We start from the raw sequence: 24,896 nt of genomic DNA on the forward strand, positions 1-24,896 counted from the left end.
AATCATAATTGGCACTGGCTTTACAAGCACCCTGTTGAGTTCTCAAAGAACAACCACACACCGAACCAAACACCACACTCAGTGGCACCAGCCCGGGGCTTTTTCGCTCTGCGTCCCGGCGCTTTCAGCGCCAGGCACTTTTACTACGTTACCCGCCCGTTTCCGCCGTGTCAAACCGGTGTTTCGCGGCTCGTCGTGCTTCATCCGGTAATGCGGGCACCATGCCTCGACCGGCTTGCGCCGCTCTCGTCACGGATTTGGTAGGCCGGCCGTCGCGATTTCCCGCGACCCGCCCGGTGCCCTACCGACTGCCAACCATACCCGGTCGGTTTCGCCGCGCCAAATCCGCCTCGCGGCGTTTCTGGTGGCACCTCCCGGTCCAGGATCCGGCGGGCACGCCCGCTCGGCTCCGAGGCCGTTCGCCGCGCTCCGCCCGATTTCGGCTTTCGCCTGTTTCGTCCGTTCCGCGCTGGCAGAGAGAAAGTTACGCGTCCGGCGGAGTGATCGTCAAATCCGCCGGACGCGTCCCCCGTCACACCGTCGACGGTCGACTATCCGCCCAGCTCAACGCCCGCGAAGGAGCGCTTGCCGCGGCGCAGCACCAGGTACCGACCGTGCAGCAGATCGTCCGGAGACACCGCGGCGTCCACCTCGGTCACCCGGTTGTTGTTGACGTACGCGCCGCCCTCGGCGATCACCCGGCGGGCCTCCTTGAGGCCGTTCACGAGCCCGGAGTCGCGAAGGAGGCCTGCCACGTCGGGCAGCTCGCCGGTGAGGCGTACCAGGCCCGCCTCGGTCAACGCCGCGCGCAGTGTCTCCGGGGCGAGGTCGTCGAGCGAACCACGCCCGAACAGCGCCTGGCTGGCGGCGACCGCCTGCCGGGTCTCCTCGGGGCCGTGCACGAGAGTGGTCAGCTCCTCGGCGAGCGCCCGCTGGGCCAGCCGGGCGGCCGGTCGTTCGGCGGTGGCCTTCGCCAGTTCCTCCAACTCTTCCCGGGAGCGGAAGCTGAAGTACCGCAGGTAGCGGTCGACCTCCCGGTCGTCCACGTTGAGCCAGAACTGGTAGAACGCGTACGGGCTGGTCATCGTGGGGTCGAGCCAGACGGCGCCGCCCTCGCTCTTGCCGAACTTCGTACCGTCGGCCTTGGTGACCAGGGGCGTGGTGAACGCCTGCACCGGCCCCGCGCCGCGCCTGCGGACGTAGTCGACGCCTGCGGTGATGTTGCCCCACTGGTCGGAGCCACCGAACTGGAGCTGACAGCCGCGCCGGCGGTGCAGCTCGTAGAAGTCGTTGGCCTGCAACAGCTGGTAGCTGAACTCGGTGAAGCTGATGCCGGTCTCCAGCCGGGCCCGCACCACCTCCCGGGCCAGCATCTTGTTCACCGGGAAGTGCTTGCCCACGTCGCGGAGGAACTCGACGATCGACATCTCGCCGGTCCAGTCCAGGTTGTTGACCAGCTGCGCCGCGTTGTCGCCGGTGTACGACACGAACGGTGCGAGCTGCTCGCGGATCCGCTCGACCCAGCCGGCGATCACGTCGAGTGGGTTGAGTGCCCGTTCGGCGCTCTCCTTCGGGTCACCGATCTGCCCGGTGGCCCCGCCGACCAGCAGCAACGGTCGGTGCCCGGCGAGTTGCAGCCGGCGGGCCATCAGGACCTGCATGAGGTTGCCGACGTGCAGGCTCGGGGCGGTGGGGTCGAAGCCCACGTAATAGGTGGCGGCAGCCCCGCCGTCGAGCAGCTCGCGCAGCTCGTCGAGGCCTGTCGAGTCCTGAATGAGGCCACGCCAGAGCAGGTCGTCGGTCAGGGAGTCCCGCTCGGTCGGCGGGGGGCTGCTGTCGGTCACGGTCACCGATTCTCCCCCATCGTCCGCCCCGACCCGTACCGGGTTTCGCGCAACACGTCCCGGTTAGGCTTGCGCCCCGTTGATCGAGGAGGGTTTTGCCGTGGAGAAGCCGGATCTGACGGGTGGGTTCGTCGCCCTGCTCGGGCTCACGTTCGAGGAGGCCACCGCCGACCGGGTGGTCATCAGCTGGCAGGTCCGACCGGAGCTGCACCAGCCGTTCGGCATCCAGCACGGCGGGGTGTACTGCTCGGTGGTGGAGACCGCGGCCAGCGTCGGTGGTTCGCTCTGGCTGGCCGACCGGGGGACTGTCGTCGGCGTGTCGAACCAGACCGACTTCCTGCGGGCCGTCCGGGAGGGCGAGCTGACCGCCGTCGGCACGCCCGTGCACCGGGGCCGCAGCCAGCAGCTCTGGCAGGTGGAGATCACCGACGGTGACGAGCGGTTGGTCGCCCGCGGGCAGGTCCGTCTCCAGAACCTCTCCCGCGACTGAGCCGCGCCCTCGACGGCGTCAGCTGCGGGCCTCGTCCAGCACCGGTTCGGCGTCCCGCTCGGCGTCCGTCTCGTCGGGCACCCGGCTCAGTCGTACCTCGGTGATGGCCCGGTGGTCGATGCCGGCCACCATCAGGACCCAGCCGTCCAGGGTCACGTCCTCACCGGCGACGGTGGGGATGTGCCCGAGGCGGGCCAGCACCAGCCCGGCGACTGTGGTGTAGTCGCCGTCCGGGCGCGACGGCAGCTCGACGCCGATGTCCGGAAGGTCGTGCACCGGGAAGGTGCCCGGCAGCACCAGGGCGCCGTCCGGTTCGCGGCGCACCGAGTAGCCGTCCCGGTCGGTCTCGTCGTAGATCTCCCCGACGATCTCCTCCAGGATGTCCTCAAGCGTGACGATCCCGTCGACGGCGCCGCGCTCGTCCACCACCAGGGCGATGTGCTGACGTTCGGCCTTGAACTGGCGCAGCGCGTCCACCACGGGCAGCGAGTCGGGCAGCAGCATCGGCGGGCGGGCGATCTCGTCGACCGGCCGGTCGTCGGGCACGCCGACCAGGTCACGCAGGTGGATCACGCCGGCCGTGTCGTCCAGGCCGCCGTGGCGCACCACAGGCGCGCGGGAGTGCCCGGTGGCGGCCAGCACGAGCCGCGCGGCCTCCGCGGTGGTCCCGCTGTCGAGCGTGAAGACCTGCAACCGGGGTACGAGGACAGCCCGCAGCCGCCGGTCGGCGATCTCGACGGCGCCGGCGATGATGGTGCGCTGCTCCTTGGTGAAGCCGTGGTTGCCGGCGACGATGTCGCGCAGCTCGTCGGGGCCGATCTCCTCCGGCTGGTGCTTCGGGTTCAGCCCGACCAGACGGACGACCAGGTCGCTGGTGGCGCCGAGCGCCCAGACGGCCGGGCGGGTGATGCTGGCGAGCAGGTCGAGCGGGCGGGCCACCAGCAGGGCCCACCGTTCGGCGGACTGCATGGCGATCCGCTTGGGGGCCAGCTCGCCGAAGACCAGGGTGACGAAGGTCAGCGCCAGGGTGACCACCACGATGGCGACCGTCTCGGCGGCGTTGCCGAACATGCCGAGCAGCGGCACGAGGGGCTTGGCCAGGGAGACCGCGGCGGCGGCGGAGGCCAGGAAACCGGCCAGGGTGATGCCGATCTGGATGGTGGCCAGGAAGCGGTTCGGGTCCTTCGCGAGGCGGGCCAGCACCCGCCCGGCCCGGCTGGTGCGCTCCAACCGCTGGATCTGGCTGTCCCGCAGCGACACCAACGCCATCTCACTGCCGGCGAAGAGCGCGTTGATGACGACCAGGATCCCGACCAGGGCCAGTTGGCTCCCGTAGCTCTGCACGCCCGCTTCGCTCCCTCAACGGTGGTGACGCCGGCGGGTACGCGCGGCGCCGCCGGTCGGCGAGCCGGCCGGCGTACGCGCTTCTGTGCCCCGTCCGGGGTCGACCGAATCCTGCTCGGGTGACGCTACGCCGATCCGGTGGTCGCCGGCGCCGGCAGGTCGAGGACGTACGAGCCGCCCTCGGGGCGGAAGCCGAGCCGGTGGTAGTACGGGGCGAGCATCCCGGGCGGGCTGACCACCCGGTGGAAGCCGCGTTCGGTGAAGAGGCGGCTGCGCCGGTAGACGAACTCGCCGGGGGTGAAGTCGCGGAACTTCGGGGTCACGTAGTCCAGGTCGATCTGGGCGATTCCGCGGGCCTCGGCGTGCGAGAGCACCACCCCGACCACCTCGTCGGCGGTGACCACCAGGAACGCGGAGCGACCGGGCGCGTCCGGCTCCCACTGGAAGTCGGGGTTGAACCGGGCGATGTCCGCACCGTGCACCCGCAGCGTGTGCGCCAGGAACTGGTCACCGACGCCGACCTCGACCACCTGGTAGGTCTTCTCGTCGTGCCGGGTGGCGAGCATCGCCCGCAGGTACCAGATGTTGATCACAGAGAGGACGATGTTGAGCCCGACCATGGGCCACACCTCGATGGCGGCGTTGTAGCCGATCAGCACGACGCAGCCGACGAGGTTGAGGGCGCGCAGCCGCAGGACGCGCGACTGCAACAGCGACCACACCAGCACCGCGGAGCCGGCCCAGCCGACCAGATCCAACCAGTTCACCCCGCGAGACTAGTGCCCGCCCAGGTCAGCGGAGTCGGCGGGCAGCTCCAGCAGCCACTCCTGGACGTCCTCGCCGCGCCCGTTGGCGTACCCCGAATCCTCGCCGACCACCACGAAGCCGCACTTGCGCAGCACCGCGAGGGAGGCCGCGTTGTCCTTGGCGGCGCGGGCGTGCACCGGCCGGGGCAGCTCGCGCAGCAGCGCGGACAGGGCCGCGGTGGCGTGACCCCGGCCCCAGCGGGCCGGGTCGATCCAGTAGCTGACCTCAATCTGGTCGTCAACAGGGAACGCGCTCACGTACCCGACGACCTCGCCGTCGGCCTCGACGGTGCGGACCAGGTTCGCCGGGTTGGTGAGCACCCGCGCCCAGTGCCTGGCGAACTCACGGTGGTCGGTCGAGTCCTTCGGGCCGAACGCGGCCATCCGGTTGGCCTCCGGGTCCTGCTGGTGCAGGAAGAACTCCACGAGGTCGTCCTCGCGGACCGGGCGCAGGCGCACGTCGGCGGTCATCCGACGAGGGTACGCGGGGAACGGGCCCTGCCCGCCGTGCGGCCCGGACGCCCGACACCGGGGGTCGTTGGTCCCGGGTCCGGCGGGCGCAACGCCCCTGCCGGCCGGGGCTCCACCAGGCGAGGGTTGGTGCGGACGGCGTGCCTGCGACACGCCGCGCGAGGGTGGGGAGCGCACGGTGGCAGAGACCGGCGGACAGAGCCGGACGCTGGACGACGCCGTCGACCAGCTCGTCCCGGTCGGGCTCGACGCGGCGGAGGCCGCCGCCCGGCTGCGCACGGACGGGCCCAACGCGGTGGCGCCGCCGCCGCGCCGGCATCTGGCCGTACGTGTGCTGCGCCAGCTCACCGATCCCCTGGTGGCGCTGCTGCTCGCCGCCGCAGTGGTGACCACCGCGCTCGGCGACTACCCGGACACCGCCGTGATCGTCCTGGTCGTGCTGGTGAACACGGTCATTGGGGTGGTGCAGGAGATCCGCGCGGACCGCGCCGTGGCGGCGCTGGGTCAGCTGGCCGCGCCCGCCGCCCGGGTCGTACGGGACGGCCGGGACCTTGCCGTCCCCGCAGCCGACCTGGTCCGGGGCGACCTCGTCCGGGTCGAGGCCGGCGACATCGTGCCCGCCGACCTGCTGCTGGTCGAGGCGAACCGCCTGCAACTGGACGAGTCCGCGTTGAGTGGCGAGTCGGTGCCGGTGGGGCGGACCGTCGGGCAGGACGCCCTGGCCGGAACCGTCGTCACCACCGGCCGCGCGGCCGGCACCGTGCGGCGGACCGGGCCGGCCAGCGCGCTGGGCCGGATCAGCACGCTGGTGGCGGGCACCCGGCCCACCGCCACGCCGTTGCAACGCCGGCTCGCCGTCCTGGGCCGCACGCTCGGGTTGGTCGCTGTCGCGCTGTCCGGGCTGGTCTTCGCCGCAGGGGTGGTCGCCGGCCGGCCGGTGGTCGACATGGCCATCACGGCGGTGAGCCTGGTCGTCGCGGCGGTACCCGAGTCCCTGCCCGCGGTGGTGACGCTGGCACTGGCTCTCGGCGCGCGCCGGATGGCCGCCTCGAACGCCATCCCGCGCCGGCTGCACGCGGTGGAGACGCTCGGCTCGGTGACCGTGATCGCCTCCGACAAGACAGGCACCCTCACCCAGGGGCGGATGGCGGTCCAGCAGGCCGTCACCACCGACGGGACGCGGTACGGCGTCACCGGCAGCGGGTACACCCCACACGGCGCCGTGCACCGTGACGGCGCGGCGGTGGCCGTACCTGAGGAACTGCGCCGCCTGGCGCGGGCCGGGCTGCTCTGCAACGACGCCGCCCTGTCACCTCCCGACGAGGAACGCGCCGAGTGGGGCGCCGTGGGCGACCCCCTGGAAGCGGCGCTCGTCGCCTTCGCGGCCCGCTGCGGCCTCGACCCGCAGGCCACCCGCAGCGCCTGGCCCCGGGTCGCCGAGCACCCCTTCGACCAGGCCCAACGTCGGATGGTCACCGTGCACCGCTCCTGCGACCGGCGCCACCTCGTGGTCTGCAAGGGCGCTCCGGAGAGCGTCCTTCACCCGCACCTGCTCGACGCCACCGACGACGAGATCGCCGCGCTGACCCGCACCGCCCACCGGCTCGCCGCGGAAGGGCTGCGGGTGCTCGCCGTCGCCGCCGCCCTGGTGGACATCCCGCCGGACCTCGCCGCGCCGACCGGTCTGCGCCCGCTCGGGCTGGTCGCCGTCGGCGACCCGCTGCGCCCGGGCGCCCCCGAGATCGCCGAGAGCCTCGACACCGCAGGGGTACGACTGCTGCTGATCACCGGGGACCACCCGGCCACTGCCGCCGCGATCGGCTCCCAGCTCGGCCTCTGGCGCGACGGCGACCCCCTCGCCCGCGGCGACGACGCGGCGACGCCGCACCCGGACACCCGGGTCTTCGCCCGCACCCAGCCGGAGCAGAAGCTCGACATCATCGCCGACCTCCAGGCGCGCGGGCACGTCGTCGCGATGACCGGAGACGGGGTCAACGACGCCCCGGCGTTGCGCCGCGCCGACATCGGGGTGGCGATGGGCGGCGGCACCGAGGTCGCCCGGCAGGCCGCCGACCTGGTCCTGGTCGACGACGACCTGTCCACCGTGGCCGCCGCCATCGGCGAGGGCCGGCGCATCTACGACAACATCAGGCGGTTCCTGCGGTACGCCCTCTCCGGCGGGGTTGCCGAGATCCTGGTGATGTTGATCGGGCCGCTGTTCGGGTTGACCGTGCCGCTGCTGCCCGCGCAGATCCTCTGGGTGAACCTGTTGACCCACGGCGTACCAGGGGTGGCCCTCGGCGCCGAACCGGCCGAACCGGGCACACTGCGACGGGCGCCCCGCTCGCCACAGGAGTCGGTGCTCGGCGCGGGGCTGGGTCGGGACGTCCTGCTCACCGGCGCGCTGATCGCCGCCGTCGTGCTCGGCGCCGGTGTGGTCGCCGCCGGCCGGGACCTGCCCTGGCAGTCGGTGGTCTTCGTGGTGCTCGGCCTGGCCCAGCTCGGCGTCGCGCTGGCGGTGCGGGCACCCCGCCCGGCGGGAGCCCGGCGTGGCAACCCAGGCCTCCTCGTCGCGGTCGCCGTGTCGGCGCTGCTACAGGTCGGCGGCGTGCTGATCGCCCCGCTGCGGGACCTGCTCGGCACCGACCCGCTGGCACCGGACGTGCTGCTGGCCTGCGCGGCGGTGAGCGCCGTCCCCGCGCTGGTGCTGTGGCTGACCCGCCGCCGCCCGACGCCGCCACCGGCACGAGGAGCCGACGGCGGCGACGACCCGGGCACCCGCGACGACGACGGCGGCGGCGAACCGTCCCGGCGAGGCGACCCGACCGTCCCGGCGGGGCGGCGCGGGGACGTGGTCGTGACGGGACCAACGGCCCCCGGGTCCCCTACCGTCCGCCCCTGACCGTCGGAGCAGGTACGCGTGACGATGGAGGCGCAACGAAGGAGGACGGAATGACCATCAGATCTGGTGCCCCCGTGGTGGTGGCCGTGGACGGTTCGACATCGGCGCTGGAGGCGGTGCGGGTCGCCGCCCGGGAAGCCGTGACGCGGGGTCGCCCGCTGCGGGTCGTGCACGCGTTCATCTGGGCGCTCTACGGCGTGTCGGTGGAGCCGGCGCCGGGCGCCCCCGCCGACTCCGGCTTCCGGCGCCAGGCGGACCAGTTGGTCGCCGACGCGGTGACCGAGGCCGGCAAGGTCGCGCCGGATCTCGCCGTCACCGGCGCGATCGTCGAGGGCGCTCCCACCCCGGTGCTGCTGGCCGAGGCCAGGGACGCGGCGCTGCTGGTGCTCGGCAGTCGGGGGCTCGGCGGATTCGGCGGACTGCTGATCGGCTCGGTGGCGGTGCAGGTCTCCGCCCGCGCCGACTGCCCGGTCCTCGTCGTCAAGGGTGAGGCCCGCGCCGACGGGCCGGTCCTGGTCGGAGTCGACGGGTCGGCCCGGTCCGCCGAGGCCCTGGGGTTCGCCTTCGAGGAGGCCTCCCTGCGGGGCACCGGTTTGGTGGCCGTCCACGCCTGGATCATCCCGGTCGCGCCGTCCGACCTCCTGCCTGTCGGGTACGACGTGGAAGCGCTGGTCGCCGAGGAGGAGCGGGAACTCGCCCAGGCGGTCGCCGGTTGGGCGCAGCGGTACCCCGACGTGCCGGTACGGCGCGTCGTGGCGTACGGCGCGCCGGCGCGGATGCTGGTGCAGGAGTCGGCCACGGCCCAGCTCACAGTGGTCGGGGCACGCGGCCGGGGCGCGCTGGCCGGCATGCTGCTCGGCTCGGTGAGCCACGCGGTCCTGCACCACGCGCACAGCCCGGTGGTGGTCGTCCGGAACCGCGAGGATCGAGAAGGCTGACACCCCGTCCGCCCGGGCGTGGGGCGCCGCGTCCGGGCGGCGGCGCGTACCGGCAAATGCCGGCGTCGCGCGGTGGGTGCGCCGACAATGGCCTGACCGACCCAGGGAGTGCCGATGAACCGACCTGTCGTGGTGGGTGTGGACGGCTCACCGTCCAGCCTCGTCGCCGCCGAGCACGCGGCACGCGCCGCCCTGCTCCGGTCCCGCCCGTTACGGCTTGTGCACGGCTACCTGCATCCGCTCGGCTACGGCGTGCCGCTCAACCCGTACGACCTCGGGGTGCCGGCGCCCTCCGGGGAGGCGCAGGAGATGCTGGAACGGACGGCGGCCGACCTCACCGACCGCTGGCCCGGCCTCACCGTCGAGGTGAGCCAGGTCGCCGGGGGCCCCGGCGCCACGATGGTCGAGGAGTCCCGCCGGGCCGAGCTCGTCGTCGTGGGTAGTCGCGGGCTGGGCGGGTTCACCGGGTTGCTGCTCGGCTCGGTGGGCGCACAGGTCGCCGCGCACGCGCACTGCCCGGTGCTTGTGGTCCGCCCGGACGAGCAGCCGATCCCGGTGGACGCGCCGGTGCTCGTCGGCGTGGACGGGTCCGGGTCGTCCGGGTTCGCCGTGCGCCTCGGCGCGTACGAGGCCTCGCTACGCACCGTGCCGCTGGTGCTCACGCACATCAGCCCGCCGCCGGACGGGGACCGGCCGATACCTGAGGAGATCGAGGAGTCGCAGGCCGCGTACCAGGCCGAGTCGGTGCGACTGCTCGCCGACGCGTCCGCCGCCGTCCGGGCCGAGCATCCCGACCTCGTGGTGCGGGAGCATCCGGTCCAGGCGGCCGGCGCGGCCCAGGGGCTCATCGAGGCCAGCGGCACGGCGTCGCTGCTGGTCGTGGGCACCCGGGGCCGGTCCGGATTCACCGGTCTGCTGCTCGGATCGGTCAGTCAGGCGGCGATCCAGCACGCGCACTGCCCGGTGCTGGTCGCCCACCCGGTCAGCTGACAGCGGTGTCGCCGCCCCTGCCGAGCATCTGGAGGAAGTCGGTGGTGAGGGCGAACGGGTCGGCGGGGCCACTCGACGGCGGCCGACGCTCGATCTGGTCGGCCAGCTCCCCCGCGGCACGCCGGATCCGGCCACGCAGCGCGCCGTCCGCGGTGCCGTCGGACCAGTCCTCAGGCGCGGCGAAGACCGCGGTGGGGACCACCACCGCCCGCAGGTAGCTGAACATCGGGCGGACGGCGTGCTCCAGCGCCAGCGAGTGCCGGGCGGTGCCGCCGGTCGCCCCGATCAGCACCGGCCGGTCGACGAGCGACCCCGCGTCGAGCACGTCGAAGAAGGACTTGAACAGACCGTTGTACGAGGCACTGAAGATCGGGGTGACGGCGATGATCCCGTCCGCCCCGGTCACCGCCTCGATGGCCTCGCGCAGCGCGGTCGGCGGGAACCCGGTGAGCATGTTGTTCACCACGTCGTGGGCGTACTCCCGCAGGTCGACGACGCGCAGATCGACCTCGTGGCCGCGCCGGACCAGCTCGTCACGGGTCGCCCCGGCGAGCTGGTCGGCGAGCAGCCGGGTCGACGAGGGCTGACTCAGCCCCGCCGAGACCACGGCCAGGGTGCGGCGGGTCATCGGGTCGCCCCCTCCGGTGCCTTGCCCGTCACGTCGTCCACCGCGTGCACGGTGCTGTCCTTGCCACCGCCGGCGGCGGCGACCAGCGAGGCGTGGGTCGGCGCCTGGGGCACGTGCGCCGGGCGCAGCGCCTCGAACTCCTTGCGCAGCACCGGAACGACCTCCTCGCCGAGCAGGTCGAGCTGCTCCAGCACCGTCTTCAGGGGCAGCCCCGCGTGGTCCATCAGGAACAGCTGGCGCTGGTAGTCACCGACGTACTCGCGGAAGCCCAGCGTGCGGTCGATGACCTGCTGCGGGCTGCCCACGGTCAGCGGGGTCTCTCTGGTGAAGTCCTCCAGCGACGGCCCGTGCCCGTAGACCGGGGCGTTGTCGAAGTACGGTCGGAACTCCCGGACCGCGTCCTGCGAGTTGCGCCGCATGAACACCTGCCCACCGAGGCCGACGATGGCCTGGTCGGCGGTGCCGTGCCCGTAGTGGGCGTACCGCTCGCGGTAGAGCCCGACCATCCGCTGGGTGTGCTCCTTGGGCCAGAAGATGTGGTTGGCGAAGAAGCCGTCACCGTAGTAGGCGGCCTGCTCGGCGATCTCCGGGCTACGGATCGAGCCGTGCCAGACGAACGGAGGCACCCCGTCGAGCGGGCGCGGCGTCGAGGTGAAGGACTGCAACGGGGTGCGGAACTTGCCCTTCCAGTCGACCACGTCCTCGCGCCACAGCCGGTGCAGCAGGTCGTAGTTCTCGATGGCGAGGGGGATGCCGGCGCGGATGTCCTTGCCGAACCACGGGTACACCGGACCGGTGTTGCCCCGGCCCATCATCAGGTCCACCCGGCCGTCGGACAGGTGCTGGAGCATCGCGTAGTCCTCGGCGATCTTCACCGGGTCGTTGGTGGTGATCAGCGTCGTCGCGGTGGACAGCAGCAGCCGCTCGGTGCGCGCCGCGATGTAGCCCAGCATGGTCGTCGGCGAGGACGGCACGAACGGCGGGTTGTGGTGCTCGCCGGTGGCGAAGACGTCCAGGCCGACCTCCTCGGCCTTCAACGCGATGGTGACCATCGCCTTGATCCGCTCATGCTCGGTCGGCTCCCGACCGGTGGTCGGGTCGACCGTGACGTCGCCGACGGTGAAGACTCCGAACTGCATGACCAGCTCCTCGCGTGTCTACCGGGTCCGTCGTGGTACCCGGACGCAGCTCACAACTTATTTGACGACGCAACTATTCCGTGGGCGGCCTATCTGCGGGTGGCGCGGGTCACGCCGGAAACGGGATATACCCGTACGTTCGGCTTCAACCGCCCGCCACCGAGGGCAGCACCCGCACCTCGGCCCCGTCGCCGACCGGGGTGGCCAGCCCTCCCGAGTGCCGACAATCCTCGCCGTCGACGTAGACGTTCACGTACCGGCGCAGCTCGCCGCTCTCGTCGCGGAGCCGCCGGGCCAGCCGCGGATGCGCGACGGCCAGCTCGTCGAGGACCGCCCGCAGCGTGCCGGCGGCGGAGACGCTGAGCCGGCTGGCACCGCCGGCCTCGCCGCGCAGCGGGCCGGGTAGCAGCACGGTGACCACGTCAGACCGCCGCGGCGCGGACGCAGAGCACGTCGGGCAGGTGCGCGGCCACCAGCGACCAGGAGTCGCCCTCGTCGCGGCTCGCGTAGACGGCGCCCGAGCGGGTGCCGAAGTAGACCCCGCCCGGGCTGGCGTCATCGGCGCACATCGCGTCGCGCAGCACCGCCGGATAGAACGGGCCCTCGGGCAGACCCACCGACAGCGGCTCCCATCCGGCGCCGGCGTCGGTCGAGCGGAACACCCGGCAGCGACTGTCGACGGGGAAGCGCTCACCGTCGGCCACCAGTGGAAACGTCCACACCGTGTCGGGCCGCGACGGGTGCGACACCATCGGGAAGCCGAAGTCGCTGGGCAGCCCGCCGGCGATCGAGGCCCAGGTGCGCCCGTCGTCGTCGGAGCGGTAGACGCCGTGGTGGTTCTGCGCGTACAGCCGCTCGGGGTTGCCGGAGTCACGAGCCACCTTGTGCACGCACTGGCCGAACTCCGGCCACTCGTCGGGCAGGAAGGAGGCGCGGATGCCCGTGTTGCCCGGCGCCCAGCTCGCCCCCGCGTCCTGCGAGCGGTAGACGCCGCCGGTGGACATGGCGACCAGCAGCCGAGCCGGGTCACGCGGGTGCGGCAGCACCGTGTGCACGGCCTGGCCACCGAACCCGGCCCCCCACTCCGGCCGGTGCGGATGGTCCCAGAGGGAGCGGACGAGCTCGAAGCTGCGACCGCCGTCGGTGGAACGGAACAGGGCCGACGGCTCGGTGCCGGCCCAGACCACGTCCGGCTCGTCGGGCCCGGCCGGCGTCAACTGCCAGACCCGACCGAGCGAGACGCCCGTGTCGGCCGGGAACGCGACAGGCGCGTGGTCGGGCTCGTCCCAGGAACCGCCGAGATCGTCGCTGGTGGCGACGCTGGGCCCGAAGTGCGAGCTGGTCATCCCGGCGAGCAGGCGCGGCGTGGCGCGACGGGTGTCGACAGCCACCGCGTACACCCCGGTCATCGGAAAGTGCGGGCCGCTGATCTCCCAGCTGCGCCGGTCGTCGGCGCTGGTGGCGAGGAACAGACCCTTGGCGGTGCCGATCGCGAGCAGTGTTGCCATGACGTCCTCCGAACCGTCCGTGAGCAGGTCCGGGTGATTATGGCCACATCCCCCGACACTTCGGGGAACGCCACATCCGGGTGTCAGCGCCGGGTGCGGGGCACATGCCGCCGGTAGGCGCTGACCGTCGGATCGCCGTCGAGCCAGAACCGCCACGGCAGGTCGTGCGCGCCCGTCACACCGACCCGCGGACCGGCGACCACCGCCTCCGGCGGCACCCGCCGTGCCGGTGGCCGCAACCGGACCGGTCCGTCGCCCAGCAGATACCCGCCGTACGCCGAGCGGTCGATGCCCAGCGTCGCGCAGAGCCGGGCCGGTCCCCGGGCCAGGTCCACGTCCCGCCGGATGGCCGGCCGACGCTCCCGTGCCGTGGCCAGCCCGTCGACCACCTCGCCGGCGCGCAGCAGCACGGCGGAGGCCTCCCCCTCGACACCCGTCACCACGTTCATGCACCAGTGCATCCCGTAGGTGAAGTAGACGTAGGCGTGCCCGGCGGGACCGAACATCACCGCGTTGCGCGGGGTGCGGCCCCGGTGGGCGTGCGAGGCCGGGTCACCGGCCGTGCCGGCGTACGCCTCGACCTCGGTGATCCGGACGGTGACACCGCCAGCGTGCAGCAGGCAGCCCAGCAGCCCGCGCGCCGCCGGCAGCAGAGGGCCGGCGAGCAGATTCGCCAGCGTCGCCAGGTCGGTGTCGGTGGCGTGGTCACCTGTCGACAGGTCCATGGCACGACGGTACCCATCCCGCCGCCCCGGCCACCGGGTCGACCTCCTGAGCCGGACCGGCACAAGGCTCCTGTCACACATCCGTCATCCGGGCCTGCGGCGGAACCCGGACGGCGGTCCGGGGGTGTGTGAGGCGTGTCGTCGCAGGGGGCGACGACCGCACCGAGAGGAAGTCACCATGACGGTACGGAGCATCCGACGGTCACTGATCGCCACCGGCCTCGTCGCGGCCGCCGCGACCCTGGCCTTCACCCCGTCCGCCAGCGCGAGCGTCCCGCTGCGGGCCGCGGCGCAGGCCGACGACAGCGCGCTGACCGCCCTCACGCTCGGCAGCACGGGCAAGCTCGACGCGAACGGCGCGGCGGTGTTCGTGCCGGTCACGGTGACCTGCTCGAAGGCCACCGAGTTCGACGTCACGGTCAAGGTCGCGCAGGCGGTCGGCCAGACGATGCGCGCCGGCACGACCGTTCGCCGGGTCACCTGCGCCGCGACCACCCAGGAGGTGCGGATCGCGGTGATCCCGGTCGAGCGTCCGTTCGCACAGGGCGTCGCGTTCGGCGTGGTCAGCGCGAACTCCTGCGACCCGGGCCCGACCTGCAACGCCTTCATCGACGAGCACCGGTTCGACCTGGCGCGTTGACATGTCGCCTGGCGGCACGGGAGGACCGTGCCGCCAGGCTTCAACAATCTATTGGCAATACGCCGTTCATAGGGTGTGCTCGGGACATGACGACCGACGATCCGTTCATCACCCCACCCAGGTCGGTGCCGCCTGACCGCCGCGCCAACCCTCCTGCCGCACATCTGCGCCGAATTGGACGCCCTGAAGGCGGCACTGTCGAGAGCGGACCGGTGCTGCTGAGAGCCTCAACGGAAAGTGAAGACCAGTCGGGCTATGGATCTGATCCAGGCACAGGATCAGTGCGAGAGGTAATGAAATTTCCCGCCAAGCGGTCTATACACGACGAAATTCATGGCTGCGGCATCGACTCGGCCGTTCGACCCGACATATCCAAACGACACGCTGCGTAGGTGTTGGCTGCAGTACGAGTCGGGTCGGCCATCCGCGGCAAGTCGCGGTCATGCCGCGTCAGTCATCGACGCCTGCCGGGCCTGGTTCGCGCCCTCTCCAGCGGATAGACCAGCCAATGCCCTCAATGCCGGATTTGCACGTTGTTGCTGACAACACCATGTAGACGACGAAGGATGCTGCCGCGGGTCATGGGCGACTGATACCGCCTTCTAATGGATAATGGCGTCATGGCATTGATCAACGTGTCGTTGCTCGACGGCAGCCAGAATGATTTACATTCCCTGTTCAGTTGGCTTCAGCGCACTGACGAACTGCGCGGGAGAGTACGGACGCTGCCTCGCCAACCCGGCCCGCACGAGATGGGCGGCGCCGTGGAGATCGTCTCCGTGGCGCTGAGCAGCGGTGGCGCGGCCGCCGTCCTTGCCAGCGCCCTGACAACGTGGCTGCAGACGCGGCGCGCTCGGATCAGCGTGGAGTTCGTCGTCAACGAGACGGGCGAAACCCTTCGAAGGGTAGAGGTCGAAGCCCGTAACGAAGCGTCGGTCAAGGAGTTGTATGACGCACTAGCCTCGGAGCGGACGCAGCCGTGAGCGCGAGGATGCCGGATCGACAGACGTCGCGGGCGCTACTCATCGGGGCGTCACGGTTCTCCAACCAAGACCTGCACGATCTTCCGGCGGTGGTGAACAACGTGCAGGCGTTGGCCGAAGCGCTCACCGATCCGACTCTCGGCGGCTTCGATCAATCGGGTTGTCGAATGCTGACCGACCCAACGACACAGCAGCAGATCGGAGACCAGCTCCATGCTGTCGTGGACGAGGCATTGGACACGCTCGTGTTGTACTACGCGGGCCACGGGGTACTCAGTCGGCGTGGTGACCTGTTTTTGGCCATCGAAGGCACCGACCCCGACTCGCGCCGGGTGCACTACTCAGGTGTGCCGATGGAGTGGTTCCGGTCCGCGCTTGCCGACAGCCCTGCACGTAACCGAATCCTGATCCTGGACTGTTGTTTCTCCGGGCACGCCGCGGAGTCGATGTCGGGCACGACCTCGGCGGTCAGTGGAAAGCTCGACATCCGTGGCACGTACACCCTTGCCTCCGCACCTGCCCACGAAACAGCGGTCGCACCGGTCGGCGCGCAGTTCACTGCCTTCACCGGTGAATTGTTGAACACGCTGCAGCAGGGTGTCCCGGGTGACGGACCGCTACTGACGCTCGGCGAGATCTACCCCGCGCTGACCCGGGCGCTGCTAGCGAGCGGCATGCCGTGTCCGCAGCGTCTAGGCACTGGTCTGGCCGACCACATCGCACTGACCCGCAATCGCGCCTATCGCCCAGCGGCTTCACCGGCTGCCAAGCCGAGGCAGGTGTCAGAATCGCATCGAATTTCGACCGTGCCATGCCGGCGAATCGCCGAGGAGCAGGATCCGAAGGCCGCCGCCGAGTTCCATGCCGCCATGCTGGAGGGTTACCGCAAGGCCAAGAAAGAGCTGAACTACAACGCCGCCTACTTCCTGAAAATGGTGCAGGAGGTAGGCGGACTGGAAGCGGCCCGGCGGCTACTCAGAGCAAGCTCTGTGTCCAGCGGCTTCACCACCCTGTGGGAGAAGGGCCGGCTCGACCTCGCTGTGGAGGCGGTGGTGCTGCAGGACCGCTTCGTCGGGCTATTCACCGACGAGGAACTCGAGATAGCCCGACACCGGTTGGCGGAATATGGCTACCACCTGCCCGCTCAGACCTCGTAGACCTTGACCACCTCGTCGCCGTAGTGGTTGACCACCTTCACTGCAATCTTGCCGGACTCGGGCGGAGGAAACGCGCGAGAACGGTGGCCGTAGAGGCTACCCCAAGCCGATTCGTCGATCTGCGCCCGAAGTGCCTTGCGAAGGCGCTCGTACGGGTCAAGCCCGTCTGGCTTACCCTCGCTGCCGGCGAAGTAGATGTGCCGGACGAAGAACTCTTCCCCGTTGTAGTCGGTATCTATCATCCATAGAGCAATGTCTTCGACTCCGTTATCCGGCCGCAACTCACCGGTCGTGGGGTTGTAGACGTCAACGCCACGGATCTCGACCACGAGCCCATCCGGTGCGGGGTCGATGGCGATATCGGGCTCGCCGAAGACCGTGAAGAGGTTCGCCGTGCCGGTCTTCTTCAACAAAGTGTCGCCCATCGCCAGGTCCGCGTTCATCCGAACCAGCAGCACGGGAAGCCGACCTAGCTGACGCTGCTCTGCAACAGTGGCGAAGTCGTCGCCTTCCGGCGCGAATTCGCCGGCAGCTTCGCTGGCGCGCCCGCCGAAACCGAACGCGCATACCAGCAGCAGGTCGAACCCGACACCCCGGAGCGCCTCCCGGGCCGCGTCCTTGACCCAATCGGCATCCACCGTGCCGTACTGCGGGCCGACGCTCACCGCGATCCGGGCCGACGTGCCGTCGTCGTTGCGCCTGGCAGCTTCCGCGTGAATGAGCTTCCCCGGGTGCGGGGCCAGCGACGCGAACTCCAACCGTTCGTTGCGCCAGCCATTCTGCACGCCTGCCTTGGCCAGGTTGTCCAGGATCGTCTTGTGGTAGGCGTTGACGTCGGTACCGCTCGACTGTTCCTCGCCTACGGAGAACGTTGCCGGCCGGTGCGGTGACAGGCTCTCGACGGTGAACCTGCCGGCGACGCGGACGCGCTTCTTGTCCTCGTACGGCCGGTCGTACAGCAGTTCTGTGTCGGCGTGCCGAGCAATCGCCGCGTCGATCTCCTGACGGCTCATGCCCTCCTTGATGTCCGGATTGTTGGCGATGGACTTGAGGGTCACATGCGCCACACGCTCGTAGACAAAGCCCTTGCGCATGTCGTGACCAGGCGACATGGGCGGCGGTTCAACGCCGGACAACTCCCGCTCCTTTACCCGACCTTCGACGGAGTCGGCCAGCAGGTACGCGGGGTACTTAGCACCGATCAGCCGCTGGCGAGCAAGCGTGATCGCGACACGGGAGGTGTCGATGGTTATCCACCGCCGCCCCCACTGCTCGGCCACATAGGCGCTTGTTCCCGAGCCACAGGTTGGATCCAACACCAAGTCCCCCGGGTCGGTGCACATCAGCATGCACCGCTCAACCACCTTTGTATTCGTCTGCACGACATAAAGCTTGGGGTCGCCGTATCCAGCGACGGTCGTGTCGCTCCAGAAGTTCGTTATCGGGAACACTGGAAAGTCGTCCAAATAGCGAACGTATCGGAGGGTTTTTCCAGCGACAGTCAACCGCCTAGCTAATTGGAGGCGTTTCATTCCTGCATCGTTAGTCTTCCAGCGAGCTTTTGAGCCAGGGTTGAACTCTCCACCCTCGAACTCTACGTTGAACCAGGACGCCGCACCTTCACCCTTAGCCCGGCCCGCGCTTTGGCTAGTTAGATTATCGGCAGTGAAGACGCGTCGGTCGGGTCGAATTTCCCCATCTTGATTGAAGTCTTGCCCGTTGATCGTCCGACGACTCCCATCCAAAAGCTCCACCCGCGTATATCCCGACCCACCCACACCCCCAGTAAACTTCGCCTGAAAGATGGGGCGGCGCCTTAAGTTCGGTCGATCCTTTGCATACCACAGAATGTAGTCAGAAACGCCCCCGAAGTCTCCCGTGGAGGACGTTGTTTTAAGGAACGTGATCAGTGAGACGAAATTGTCTGGGCCGAAGATCTCGTCGAGGAGGCAGCGGACCAGGTGAACATTTTCGTCCCCGATTTGAAGGAAAATACTGCCGGAATCAGTAAGCAAGTCACGAGCGATCAATAACCTGTCCCGAAGATAAGCCAGGTAGGAGTTGATCCCCAGCTCCCAGGTGTCCCGGAAGGCTTTGATCTGCTCGACCTCACGGGTCACGTCGGCGAGGTTGCCGTCCTTGACGTCCCGCTTCCGGGCCGACATCTGCCAGTTAGAGCCGAACTTGATGCCGTACGGCGGGTCGATGTAGATCATCTGAACCTTGCCGCGCAACCGCTCCTTCTCCGCCAGCGACGCCATGACCCGCAGCGAGTCGCCGAGGATCATCCGGTTCGACCAGTTGGCCTCGTGCTGGTAGTACTCGACCGACTGCCAGTCGTCCAAGCCGTCGAAGTTTGTGTAGTCGTCCGCGAAGAGGCCGAGTTGTTCGTTCTCGCGAGGGCGGGATTTTTCGCTGGCCCTCCGTACCTCCTCGATGAGGGTGCGCGGGGCGATCTTCTCCTGGATGTAGATCGGCGGGGCCTCGACCACTAGATCTTCGGCGTCCTGCTCCTCCTTGCCGATCCAGACGAGCTGAGGGTCCAGACTCGGGTCGCGCTCCTTGACGACCTGCTCGATCCGGGCGGCATCGGGCGAGAGGAACTCCTGACCGTCCGCTGTCGGCAGGTGCACTCGCCGGTCGGTCGGGTGCGCGATCGCCTGCACTGGGACGCTGGCGACAGGCTTACGACTTCTCGGGGGCATCAGACCAACTCCTCCTCGGCGGATACGACATCCGTGAGCGCCGACGCGCCTTGCAGGTTGAAGAGTGCTTCGATCGCGGGCCGGAGATCACGTTTGGCGGTGGTCGGGTCACGAAGCTCGCAGAAGCTCCAGCGCCCGAATGTGCCACTGTTGTTGACCGCCGGCACCCAGAGCTTGCGGGCGGCCCACGCCTTCTGCGCGGCCTCGGCCTGCGACTTGCGGCCTCCGGAGACCTCGACGATCAGAGTGCGGGGGATCCCGTCGCCGGCATCGGCCAGCTTTACTAGAAAGTCCGGGTAGAACCGCCGGCTCCGGCCGGCATGCTCGTACGGGATGAAGAAGTCGAGGTGATCGTTGCGGACGTACGCCATTACCTCGTCATCGGGTAACGACTCGATCGCCTGCGCCACCGCTCGCTCCCAGGCGTTGCCGTCCTTGCCGTCCAGTGTGACGAGGTTGACCTGGCACCGCCTCGGGTCCGTCGGCCAGACCTCCCTTGTCGTCCGGAAGTCCACACTGGACGTGGTACCAACTGGATCGGTTGTCCTCAGCACCGGCAGTACCCAGCGTTCCTTTCGGCCTTCCTGCCGTGTGATTGACTGCCAGATTTTCTCGACCGCCTCGGCCTCGCGCAGCAGGATGAGGCCGATCGCCTGGTCATCGCGGAGGTCGACACAGCGCCGCAGCCACTCCTGGGCGATCTCCAATACCTGTGGGAAATACCAAGGCCGCAGGTCACCTTCCTCGGTGCGTAGCTTGCGCTTGAGGACCTCGCTGGCCAGCCGATACGCCACAAACTGGCCGCGGTGACGCTTCAACCGCTCAAGGTCGTGGACGTCTTCCTCGCCAACCTGGCCTGCCATCGTGGTCTTCGTCGGCAGGTCAGCCCGGGAGAGGATCATCCGAACGCCCGGGTCCGAGAAGTCGGGCACCAGCCGTTTATCGAGCGCCTCTAGGTGGTAGCCGACCACCCGCGGGAAGGTGATTTCCAGCTTGCTCGCGTCTCGGTCCGGCTCGGCCCGCACGTTACGAACCGGTTTCATCGGCAGTTCGCGGCTCACGGCCACGGTGGGGATGAACTGGAACGGAACCCCGTAGACATCCGCATATTCAGGGGTGAACATGCCGTTCTCGTCGGCAACGTACGAGCGTCGCCGGAGGCCGCGGCCAACCACTTGCTCGCACAGCAACTGTGTGCCGAAGGCTCGCACCCCCAGGATGTGAGTGACCGTGTTGGCGTCCCACCCCTCTGTCAGCATGGAGACGCTGACGACGCACCGCACGGGTTCACCGAGTTTTCCGGGCTTGCCGACGGTGTTCATCACCTCTCGCATCAGCTCCGCATCGCCGATGTCGTCGGCCGTCCTGCCGGGGAACCGCTCCGCGTACTCCTGCTTGAACTCGGCAATCTCACGAGCAGCCGCCCCCCGGAATTCTGACGACAGGCTGCCGGACTCGAACTCTGCGGCGTCGACCAAAATCGTCCTCGGTCGAGTCAGCCACTGCCCGTCTGCCACGTTGCTGAACAGGGAGAGCTGTCCGGCCGTCGGCAGCAGTGTGCCACCCTGTTCACGGTCGTAACCACCGATCCACTCGTAGACCGCTTTCGAGATGGTCGTGTTGCTGCAGACAACGATGAAGACGGGTGGCGGTTGCCCGTGCGCTGCTGCCGCTGACCTCTCCCATGCCTCATAAGCCGTCACGTAGGAGCCGTAGAGACTGTGCAAGGCGGCGGTCAACGTCCCAGGCAGATCCATTGCGGTGAAGCCCTGATTGGACCTACGTCCTCCCTTGGGCAGGGCATCCCGCACCTCCTGCCACAGATCTAGGTACGTCACCCGGTTGGCGACTCGGTCGTCGTCCACGGGCACCCGCGGAATCTTGACGATGCCGGCTTCAATGGCGTCGATCAGGGAAAAATCGCTGACCACCCAGGGAAAGAGCGTGCCTTCGCGGTAGCCGGAGCCGGATAGGAAGAACGGCGTCGCGGAAAGGTCGTACACCTTCTTAATGCCGATCTTGGCACGGATTGCTTCGAGGCCGTTGAACCAGACCCGCGCCTCCTCAGCCCGGTCGGCGGCTTCCTTACGCTCCTCGCCGCGCAGGTTCTCGACCGTGTCGGCGTCCGGCTCCGGGTCGCCGATGCGCCCTCGGTAGCAGTGGTGCGCCTCGTCGTTGAAGACCACGATCTCCGAAGACCCGCCGAGTTCGCGCAGCACCCGGCTGACCATCTGAGCGGGCGCCTCTTGGAAGGGATTTGGCCGGCCGGGCGCGACCAAGAGCTTCGTGTTCCCGGTCGCGTTCCGGCCGAACCGCGTTTCGCGGAGCTGAAAGGCGTGGAAGTTGGTAATGACGATCTTTGCCTGGCCGAGATCATCGGCAAACTCGACCGGCATCAGGTCCCGCTCGCGGTAGTAGTTGCCGGCGTCTTCGGGAAGCAGCACTCGCAACCGGTCGCGGATGGTGAGACCAGGTGTCACCACCAGGAACCGCTTGGCGAACGTCTTGTCGTACGGTGCGTGGACCTTGTTGACCGTTTGCCAAACGATCAACATGGCCATCACGATCGTCTTGCCGGTGCCGGTCGCCATCTTCAGCGCGACGCGCGGCATCCCGTTGTTGTACTCGGCGTTGTGCGCGTTCAGGTCATTGTTGATCCAGCTCCCGTGCCACTTGGTCGCGCCCTCGGCCAGGAAGATCGCCGTCTCGACCGCCTCAAGCTGGCAAAACAGGAGTTTGTTGTCCCGCTCCGGATCGCTCCAGTACTCCAGTAGGCGCCTGGTTACCGGAGTGACGTTGGGCCAGCCGGCCTCCCGCCAGGCGTCGACACGCTCACGGACGTCGTTGACCTGCTTGTTGGGCTTGATGTCGTCTTCGGTGAAGACCTGCAGCTCAAGTTGCTGCCCCCGCTTGCGGGGCCGGGGTACCGGGATGAAGAAGCTCGACGGGCGTCGCTGCTCCTCGATCCGGTGGTGATGCCGTCGCGGTCGAAGGCGAAATGGCGGTTCGGACGCCCGTATGGTGAGTTGATAATCGGGTTGTCGATGACCCGGTCGCTCACCGCTAGACCTCCTGGTGGAGTGGGATGTTGCACAACAGAGCGAGAGCCTATACCGGGCGTTAAGACACTCGGCATGGCACCTACCCCCAACATCCCTCTGTGGCAGCAGCGGAGAACTGATATCGATGACACGCCCGCCCACGCTTCAACAGACTGTTGACAATCGCTCGTTTATGGGCTGAGCTTGTGGCATGACGACGGACGACCCATTCACCGCGCCCGACCCGGGTCGCGCCCGCGCCCACCGCACCCACGAAGCTCTCCAGCGGATCAGCGAGCGGCACGCTGGCTCCGATGCCCGCCGGGGACGGTGGGCCCACCCATTAGTGCTGGACCCATGGGAAGCCGTTGCCCTGGTCACCGCCCTGGCCGCCGGTGGGGCCGAACGGGAACCCACCGAGGAACCTGTCGACGCCGCCGACCTGACCGCCGCGCTGACCCTCCTGCCGCACGTCCGCGCCGAGTTGGACGCCCTGGAGGCGGGGCTGTTGACGCTGGCCCGCGACCGGGGGCTGACCTGGCAGGCCATCGCGTACGGGCTGGGCCTGGGCAGCGCGCAGGCGGCCCGCCAGCGCTACGAGCGGGTGGCCGCACGCTCGTCCGAACAGGCCGGCTGACCGGTAGAGCGGCACGCCGCGTGCCTGTGGACACCCGGACGGGCAGACTGAGCCCACGACGAGGAGGTCCCATGGAACGCGCGGAGATGCTGGCGTACTGCCTGGCCAAACCGGGAGCATGGCTGGACCGGCCATGGGAGAACGACGAGGTGGTGAAGGTCGGCGGGCGGATCTTCGCGTTCCTCGGCAACGGCGACGGGAAGCCCACTGTCGGCATCAAGTGCGGCGCGACCCGCGAGATCGCCGACGAGTGGCTGCACCGCCATCCCGGCGACGCCCGCCCGATGGCCTACATCGGCCGATCGGGATGGAACACGCTGAGCCTCGACGGTGGCATCGACCCCGACGAGCTGACCGAGGCGGTCGACGCGTCGTACGACATGGTGGTGGCCAAGCTCCCCAAGCGGGAGCGTCCGACGGCCTGAACCGACCGCGGCGCCGGCGACACGCGCCGGCGCCACGGCGAGGTCAGCGGGGTACGACCCGCTCGGTGGCCCACTCCCGCCAGCCGACGAGGCGGTCCGCGGCGGTGGCGAGCTGGTCGGCGACCGGGCCCGGGCCGGTCGAGCCGGGCGTCGTCCGGGCCGCGAGTGCCGAACGCACCGACAGCACGTCCCGCACCGACGGGTCGAGGTGCTCACTGACCGCGGCCAGGTCCTCGTCGGAGACGTCCTCCAGCTCACACTCCCGGGCCGCGCACAACGCCACCAGCCGGCCGGTGATCTCGTGCGCGTCGCGGAACGGCACGTTGCGCCGGACCAGCCAGTCGGCGACCTCGGTGGCGAGGGAGAAGCCCACAGGCGCGGCGGCGACGAGGCGGTCCACCCGGACCGTCATCGTGGAGATCATGCCCGCGAGGGCCGGCAGCAGCAGTTCCAGGGTGTCGACCGCGTCGAAGGCGGGCTCCTTGTCCTCCTGCATGTCCCGGTCGTACGTCATCGGCAGACCCTTGAGCATGGTCAGCACCGTCATCAGGCCGCCGACGAGCCGGCCGGACTTGCCCCGGGCCAGCTCGGCGATGTCCGCGTTCTTCTTCTGCGGCATGATCGACGAGCCGGTGGCGAACGCGTCGTCAAGCTCCACCCAGCCGAACTCGTGCGAGGTCCAGAGCACCACCTCCTCGCCGAGGCGGGACAGGTGCACGCCGATCAGGGCGGTGGTGAAGAGGAACTCGGCGACGAAGTCCCGGTCCGCCACCGCGTCCATCGAGTTGGCGAACGACGTGCGGAAACCCAGCTCCTTGGCCACTGCCACCGGGTCCAGGGGTAGGCCGGAACCGGCAAGCGCACCCGCGCCGAGCGGGCTGATCGCCGCCCGGTGGTCCCAGTCGCGCAGCCGTTCCAGGTCCCGCAGCAACGGCTGCACGTGGGCCAGCAGCCAGTGCCCGAACGTGACAGGCTGGGCGTGCTGCAGGTGCGTCATGCCGGGCGCGGCGGTGTCGACGTGCCGCTCGGCCTGCTCGACCAGCGCCTCGGCCAGCTCGACCAGGCGGCTGGCCACGCCCCGGGCATGGTCCCGCAGGTAGAGCCGCAGGTCCGTGGCGACCTGGTCGTTGCGGGACCGGCCGGCGCGCAGCTTGCCGCCGAGGCTGCCGAGGCGCTCCAGCAGCCCCCGCTCCAGCGCGGTGTGCACGTCCTCGTCGTCGATGGTGGGGCGGAACGCCCCGGAGGCGCAGGCGGCCTCCAGGTCGTCCAGGGCCGCCAGGATCCGGCCCAGCTCCTCGGGGTCGAGGAGGCCGGCGCCGGCGAGGACCCGGGCGTGCGCCCGGGAACCGGCGATGTCGTACGGGGCCAGGCGCCAGTCGAACTGCACGCTCACCGACAGTCGGGCGAGCGCCTCGGCGGGGCCGCCGGCGAACCGGCCACCCCACAGGCTCGTCCGGTTCGTGCCGGCGCTGTTCTCGGTGAGGCTCTTGTCGTCCACGCCGCCCATTGTCGTCCCCATGCTC

The 24,896-nt window shown here is 69.6% G+C and carries 21 protein-coding genes; 9 read left to right on the forward strand and 12 right to left on the reverse strand.

The genetic code is table 11. The features are described from left to right. Positions 1-551 precede the first annotated feature (551 nt). The gene (gene tyrS / locus AB0N27_RS18615; protein ID WP_364372075.1) at positions 552-1,844 is read right to left on the reverse strand and encodes a tyrosine--tRNA ligase; all 1,293 of its coding nucleotides are present in this window, start codon (positions 1,842-1,844) and stop codon (positions 552-554) included. Positions 1,845-1,926: 82 nt separating this feature from the next. Between tyrS and AB0N27_RS18620 the strand changes: the two genes are divergently transcribed. After that, the gene (locus tag AB0N27_RS18620; RefSeq protein WP_364372078.1) at positions 1,927-2,334 is read left to right on the forward strand and encodes a PaaI family thioesterase; all 408 of its coding nucleotides are present in this window, start codon (positions 1,927-1,929) and stop codon (positions 2,332-2,334) included. Positions 2,335-2,352: 18 nt separating this feature from the next. On the opposite strand, the gene AB0N27_RS18625 is transcribed toward AB0N27_RS18620, so the two are convergent. The 3 genes from AB0N27_RS18625 to AB0N27_RS18635 all read right to left on the reverse strand — a co-directional run bounded on the left by AB0N27_RS18625 (position 2,353) and on the right by AB0N27_RS18635 (position 4,955). Continuing rightward, positions 2,353-3,678, reverse strand: coding sequence for a hemolysin family protein (locus tag AB0N27_RS18625; RefSeq protein WP_364370929.1), 1,326 nt, complete (start codon positions 3,676-3,678; stop codon positions 2,353-2,355). 125 nt (positions 3,679-3,803) lie between these two features. Next, positions 3,804-4,445, reverse strand: coding sequence for a hypothetical protein (locus tag AB0N27_RS18630; RefSeq protein WP_364370932.1), 642 nt, complete (start codon positions 4,443-4,445; stop codon positions 3,804-3,806). Positions 4,446-4,454: 9 nt separating this feature from the next. Continuing rightward, the gene (locus AB0N27_RS18635) at positions 4,455-4,955 is read right to left on the reverse strand and encodes a GNAT family N-acetyltransferase (protein ID WP_364370934.1); all 501 of its coding nucleotides are present in this window, start codon (positions 4,953-4,955) and stop codon (positions 4,455-4,457) included. 178 nt (positions 4,956-5,133) lie between these two features. Between AB0N27_RS18635 and AB0N27_RS18640 the strand changes: the two genes are divergently transcribed. The 3 genes from AB0N27_RS18640 (at position 5,134) to AB0N27_RS18650 (ending at position 9,785) form a co-directional block, all read left to right on the forward strand. Continuing rightward, positions 5,134-7,857 carry a cation-transporting P-type ATPase gene (locus tag AB0N27_RS18640; RefSeq protein ID WP_364370937.1) on the forward strand — a complete coding sequence of 908 codons (2,724 nt, stop codon included), beginning with the start codon at positions 5,134-5,136 and terminating at the stop codon, positions 7,855-7,857. A gap of 50 nt (positions 7,858-7,907) precedes the next feature. After that, the gene (locus AB0N27_RS18645) at positions 7,908-8,795 is read left to right on the forward strand and encodes a universal stress protein (protein WP_364370939.1); all 888 of its coding nucleotides are present in this window, start codon (positions 7,908-7,910) and stop codon (positions 8,793-8,795) included. A gap of 108 nt (positions 8,796-8,903) precedes the next feature. Next, positions 8,904-9,785, forward strand: a complete 882-nt coding sequence (locus tag AB0N27_RS18650; protein ID WP_364370942.1) for a universal stress protein — start codon at positions 8,904-8,906, stop codon at positions 9,783-9,785. Here the strand turns inward: AB0N27_RS18650 and AB0N27_RS18655 are convergent. The 5 genes from AB0N27_RS18655 to AB0N27_RS18675 all read right to left on the reverse strand — a co-directional run bounded on the left by AB0N27_RS18655 (position 9,778) and on the right by AB0N27_RS18675 (position 13,785). Further along, a complete protein-coding gene (locus AB0N27_RS18655) occupies positions 9,778-10,413 on the reverse strand; it encodes an FMN reductase (RefSeq protein ID WP_364370945.1) in 636 nt (211 codons plus the stop codon). The genes AB0N27_RS18650 and AB0N27_RS18655 overlap by 8 nt on opposite strands. Further along, positions 10,410-11,552, reverse strand: a complete 1,143-nt coding sequence (locus tag AB0N27_RS18660; RefSeq protein WP_364370948.1) for an LLM class flavin-dependent oxidoreductase — start codon at positions 11,550-11,552, stop codon at positions 10,410-10,412. The genes AB0N27_RS18655 and AB0N27_RS18660 overlap by 4 nt, the downstream gene beginning before the upstream one ends. Before the next feature lie 145 nt (positions 11,553-11,697). Further along, the gene (locus AB0N27_RS18665) at positions 11,698-11,964 is read right to left on the reverse strand and encodes a ubiquitin-like small modifier protein 1 (protein ID WP_364370951.1); all 267 of its coding nucleotides are present in this window, start codon (positions 11,962-11,964) and stop codon (positions 11,698-11,700) included. A 10-nt stretch (positions 11,965-11,974) separates the two neighbouring features. Beyond that, a complete protein-coding gene (locus AB0N27_RS18670) occupies positions 11,975-13,060 on the reverse strand; it encodes an exo-alpha-sialidase (protein ID WP_364370954.1) in 1,086 nt (361 codons plus the stop codon). 83 nt (positions 13,061-13,143) lie between these two features. Next, positions 13,144-13,785, reverse strand: coding sequence for a DNA-3-methyladenine glycosylase (locus AB0N27_RS18675; RefSeq protein WP_364370956.1), 642 nt, complete (start codon positions 13,783-13,785; stop codon positions 13,144-13,146). A gap of 178 nt (positions 13,786-13,963) precedes the next feature. Between AB0N27_RS18675 and AB0N27_RS18680 the strand changes: the two genes are divergently transcribed. The 3 genes from AB0N27_RS18680 (at position 13,964) to AB0N27_RS18690 (ending at position 16,565) form a co-directional block, all read left to right on the forward strand. After that, on the forward strand, positions 13,964-14,425 hold the full coding sequence (locus AB0N27_RS18680) for a hypothetical protein (RefSeq protein ID WP_364370959.1): 462 nt from the start codon (positions 13,964-13,966) through the stop codon (positions 14,423-14,425). Between the two features lie 620 nt (positions 14,426-15,045). Next, positions 15,046-15,408: a hypothetical protein gene (locus tag AB0N27_RS18685; protein WP_364370961.1), complete on the forward strand. Its 363-nt coding sequence runs from the start codon at positions 15,046-15,048 to the stop codon at positions 15,406-15,408. Between the two features lie 8 nt (positions 15,409-15,416). Beyond that, a complete protein-coding gene (locus AB0N27_RS18690; protein ID WP_364372081.1) occupies positions 15,417-16,565 on the forward strand; it encodes a caspase family protein in 1,149 nt (382 codons plus the stop codon). Here AB0N27_RS18690 and AB0N27_RS18695 read toward each other — a convergent pair. Both AB0N27_RS18695 and AB0N27_RS18700 read right to left on the reverse strand, forming a co-directional pair. After that, positions 16,553-19,231: a site-specific DNA-methyltransferase gene (locus tag AB0N27_RS18695; protein WP_364370963.1), complete on the reverse strand. Its 2,679-nt coding sequence runs from the start codon at positions 19,229-19,231 to the stop codon at positions 16,553-16,555. The genes AB0N27_RS18690 and AB0N27_RS18695 overlap by 13 nt on opposite strands. Before the next feature lie 38 nt (positions 19,232-19,269). Then, positions 19,270-22,473 (reverse strand): BPTD_3080 family restriction endonuclease, encoded by a 3,204-nt coding sequence (locus AB0N27_RS18700; protein WP_364370966.1) that lies wholly within the window; start codon positions 22,471-22,473, stop codon positions 19,270-19,272. A 49-nt stretch (positions 22,474-22,522) separates the two neighbouring features. Here AB0N27_RS18700 and AB0N27_RS18705 point away from each other — a divergent pair, with 49 nt between their 5' ends. Both AB0N27_RS18705 and AB0N27_RS18710 read left to right on the forward strand, forming a co-directional pair. After that, positions 22,523-22,948 carry a DNA-binding protein gene (locus AB0N27_RS18705; RefSeq protein WP_364370969.1) on the forward strand — a complete coding sequence of 142 codons (426 nt, stop codon included), beginning with the start codon at positions 22,523-22,525 and terminating at the stop codon, positions 22,946-22,948. A gap of 71 nt (positions 22,949-23,019) precedes the next feature. After that, complete coding sequence (locus AB0N27_RS18710) at positions 23,020-23,373, forward strand: MmcQ/YjbR family DNA-binding protein (RefSeq protein ID WP_364370972.1); 354 nt, start codon at positions 23,020-23,022, stop codon at positions 23,371-23,373. Positions 23,374-23,416: 43 nt separating this feature from the next. On the opposite strand, the gene argH is transcribed toward AB0N27_RS18710, so the two are convergent. Further along, the gene (gene argH / locus AB0N27_RS18715) at positions 23,417-24,880 is read right to left on the reverse strand and encodes an argininosuccinate lyase (protein ID WP_364372084.1); all 1,464 of its coding nucleotides are present in this window, start codon (positions 24,878-24,880) and stop codon (positions 23,417-23,419) included. Positions 24,881-24,896 lie beyond the last annotated feature (16 nt).

The organism is Micromonospora sp. NPDC093244 (assembly GCF_040683695.1).
Classification (GTDB): Bacteria; Actinomycetota; Actinomycetes; order Mycobacteriales; family Micromonosporaceae; genus Micromonospora.

Excerpts from the sequence above, each read along its gene's own strand:
- AB0N27_RS18680 (WP_364370959.1), top strand. The coding sequence starts at position 13,964 with ATGACGGTACGGAGCATCCGACGGTCACTGATCGCCACCGGCCTCGTC.
- AB0N27_RS18685 (WP_364370961.1), top strand. The coding sequence starts at position 15,046 with ATGGCATTGATCAACGTGTCGTTGCTCGACGGCAGCCAGAATGATTTA.
- argH (WP_364372084.1), bottom strand. The coding sequence starts at position 24,880 with ATGGGCGGCGTGGACGACAAGAGCCTCACCGAGAACAGCGCCGGCACG.
- AB0N27_RS18635 (WP_364370934.1), bottom strand. The coding sequence starts at position 4,955 with ATGACCGCCGACGTGCGCCTGCGCCCGGTCCGCGAGGACGACCTCGTG.
- AB0N27_RS18710 (WP_364370972.1), top strand. The coding sequence starts at position 23,020 with ATGGAACGCGCGGAGATGCTGGCGTACTGCCTGGCCAAACCGGGAGCA.
- AB0N27_RS18645 (WP_364370939.1), top strand. The coding sequence starts at position 7,908 with ATGACCATCAGATCTGGTGCCCCCGTGGTGGTGGCCGTGGACGGTTCG.
- AB0N27_RS18705 (WP_364370969.1), top strand. The coding sequence starts at position 22,523 with ATGACGACGGACGACCCATTCACCGCGCCCGACCCGGGTCGCGCCCGC.
- AB0N27_RS18660 (WP_364370948.1), bottom strand. The coding sequence starts at position 11,552 with ATGCAGTTCGGAGTCTTCACCGTCGGCGACGTCACGGTCGACCCGACC.
- AB0N27_RS18655 (WP_364370945.1), bottom strand. The coding sequence starts at position 10,413 with ATGACCCGCCGCACCCTGGCCGTGGTCTCGGCGGGGCTGAGTCAGCCC.
- AB0N27_RS18670 (WP_364370954.1), bottom strand. The coding sequence starts at position 13,060 with ATGGCAACACTGCTCGCGATCGGCACCGCCAAGGGTCTGTTCCTCGCC.
- AB0N27_RS18690 (WP_364372081.1), top strand. The coding sequence starts at position 15,417 with ATGCCGGATCGACAGACGTCGCGGGCGCTACTCATCGGGGCGTCACGG.
- AB0N27_RS18675 (WP_364370956.1), bottom strand. The coding sequence starts at position 13,785 with ATGGACCTGTCGACAGGTGACCACGCCACCGACACCGACCTGGCGACG.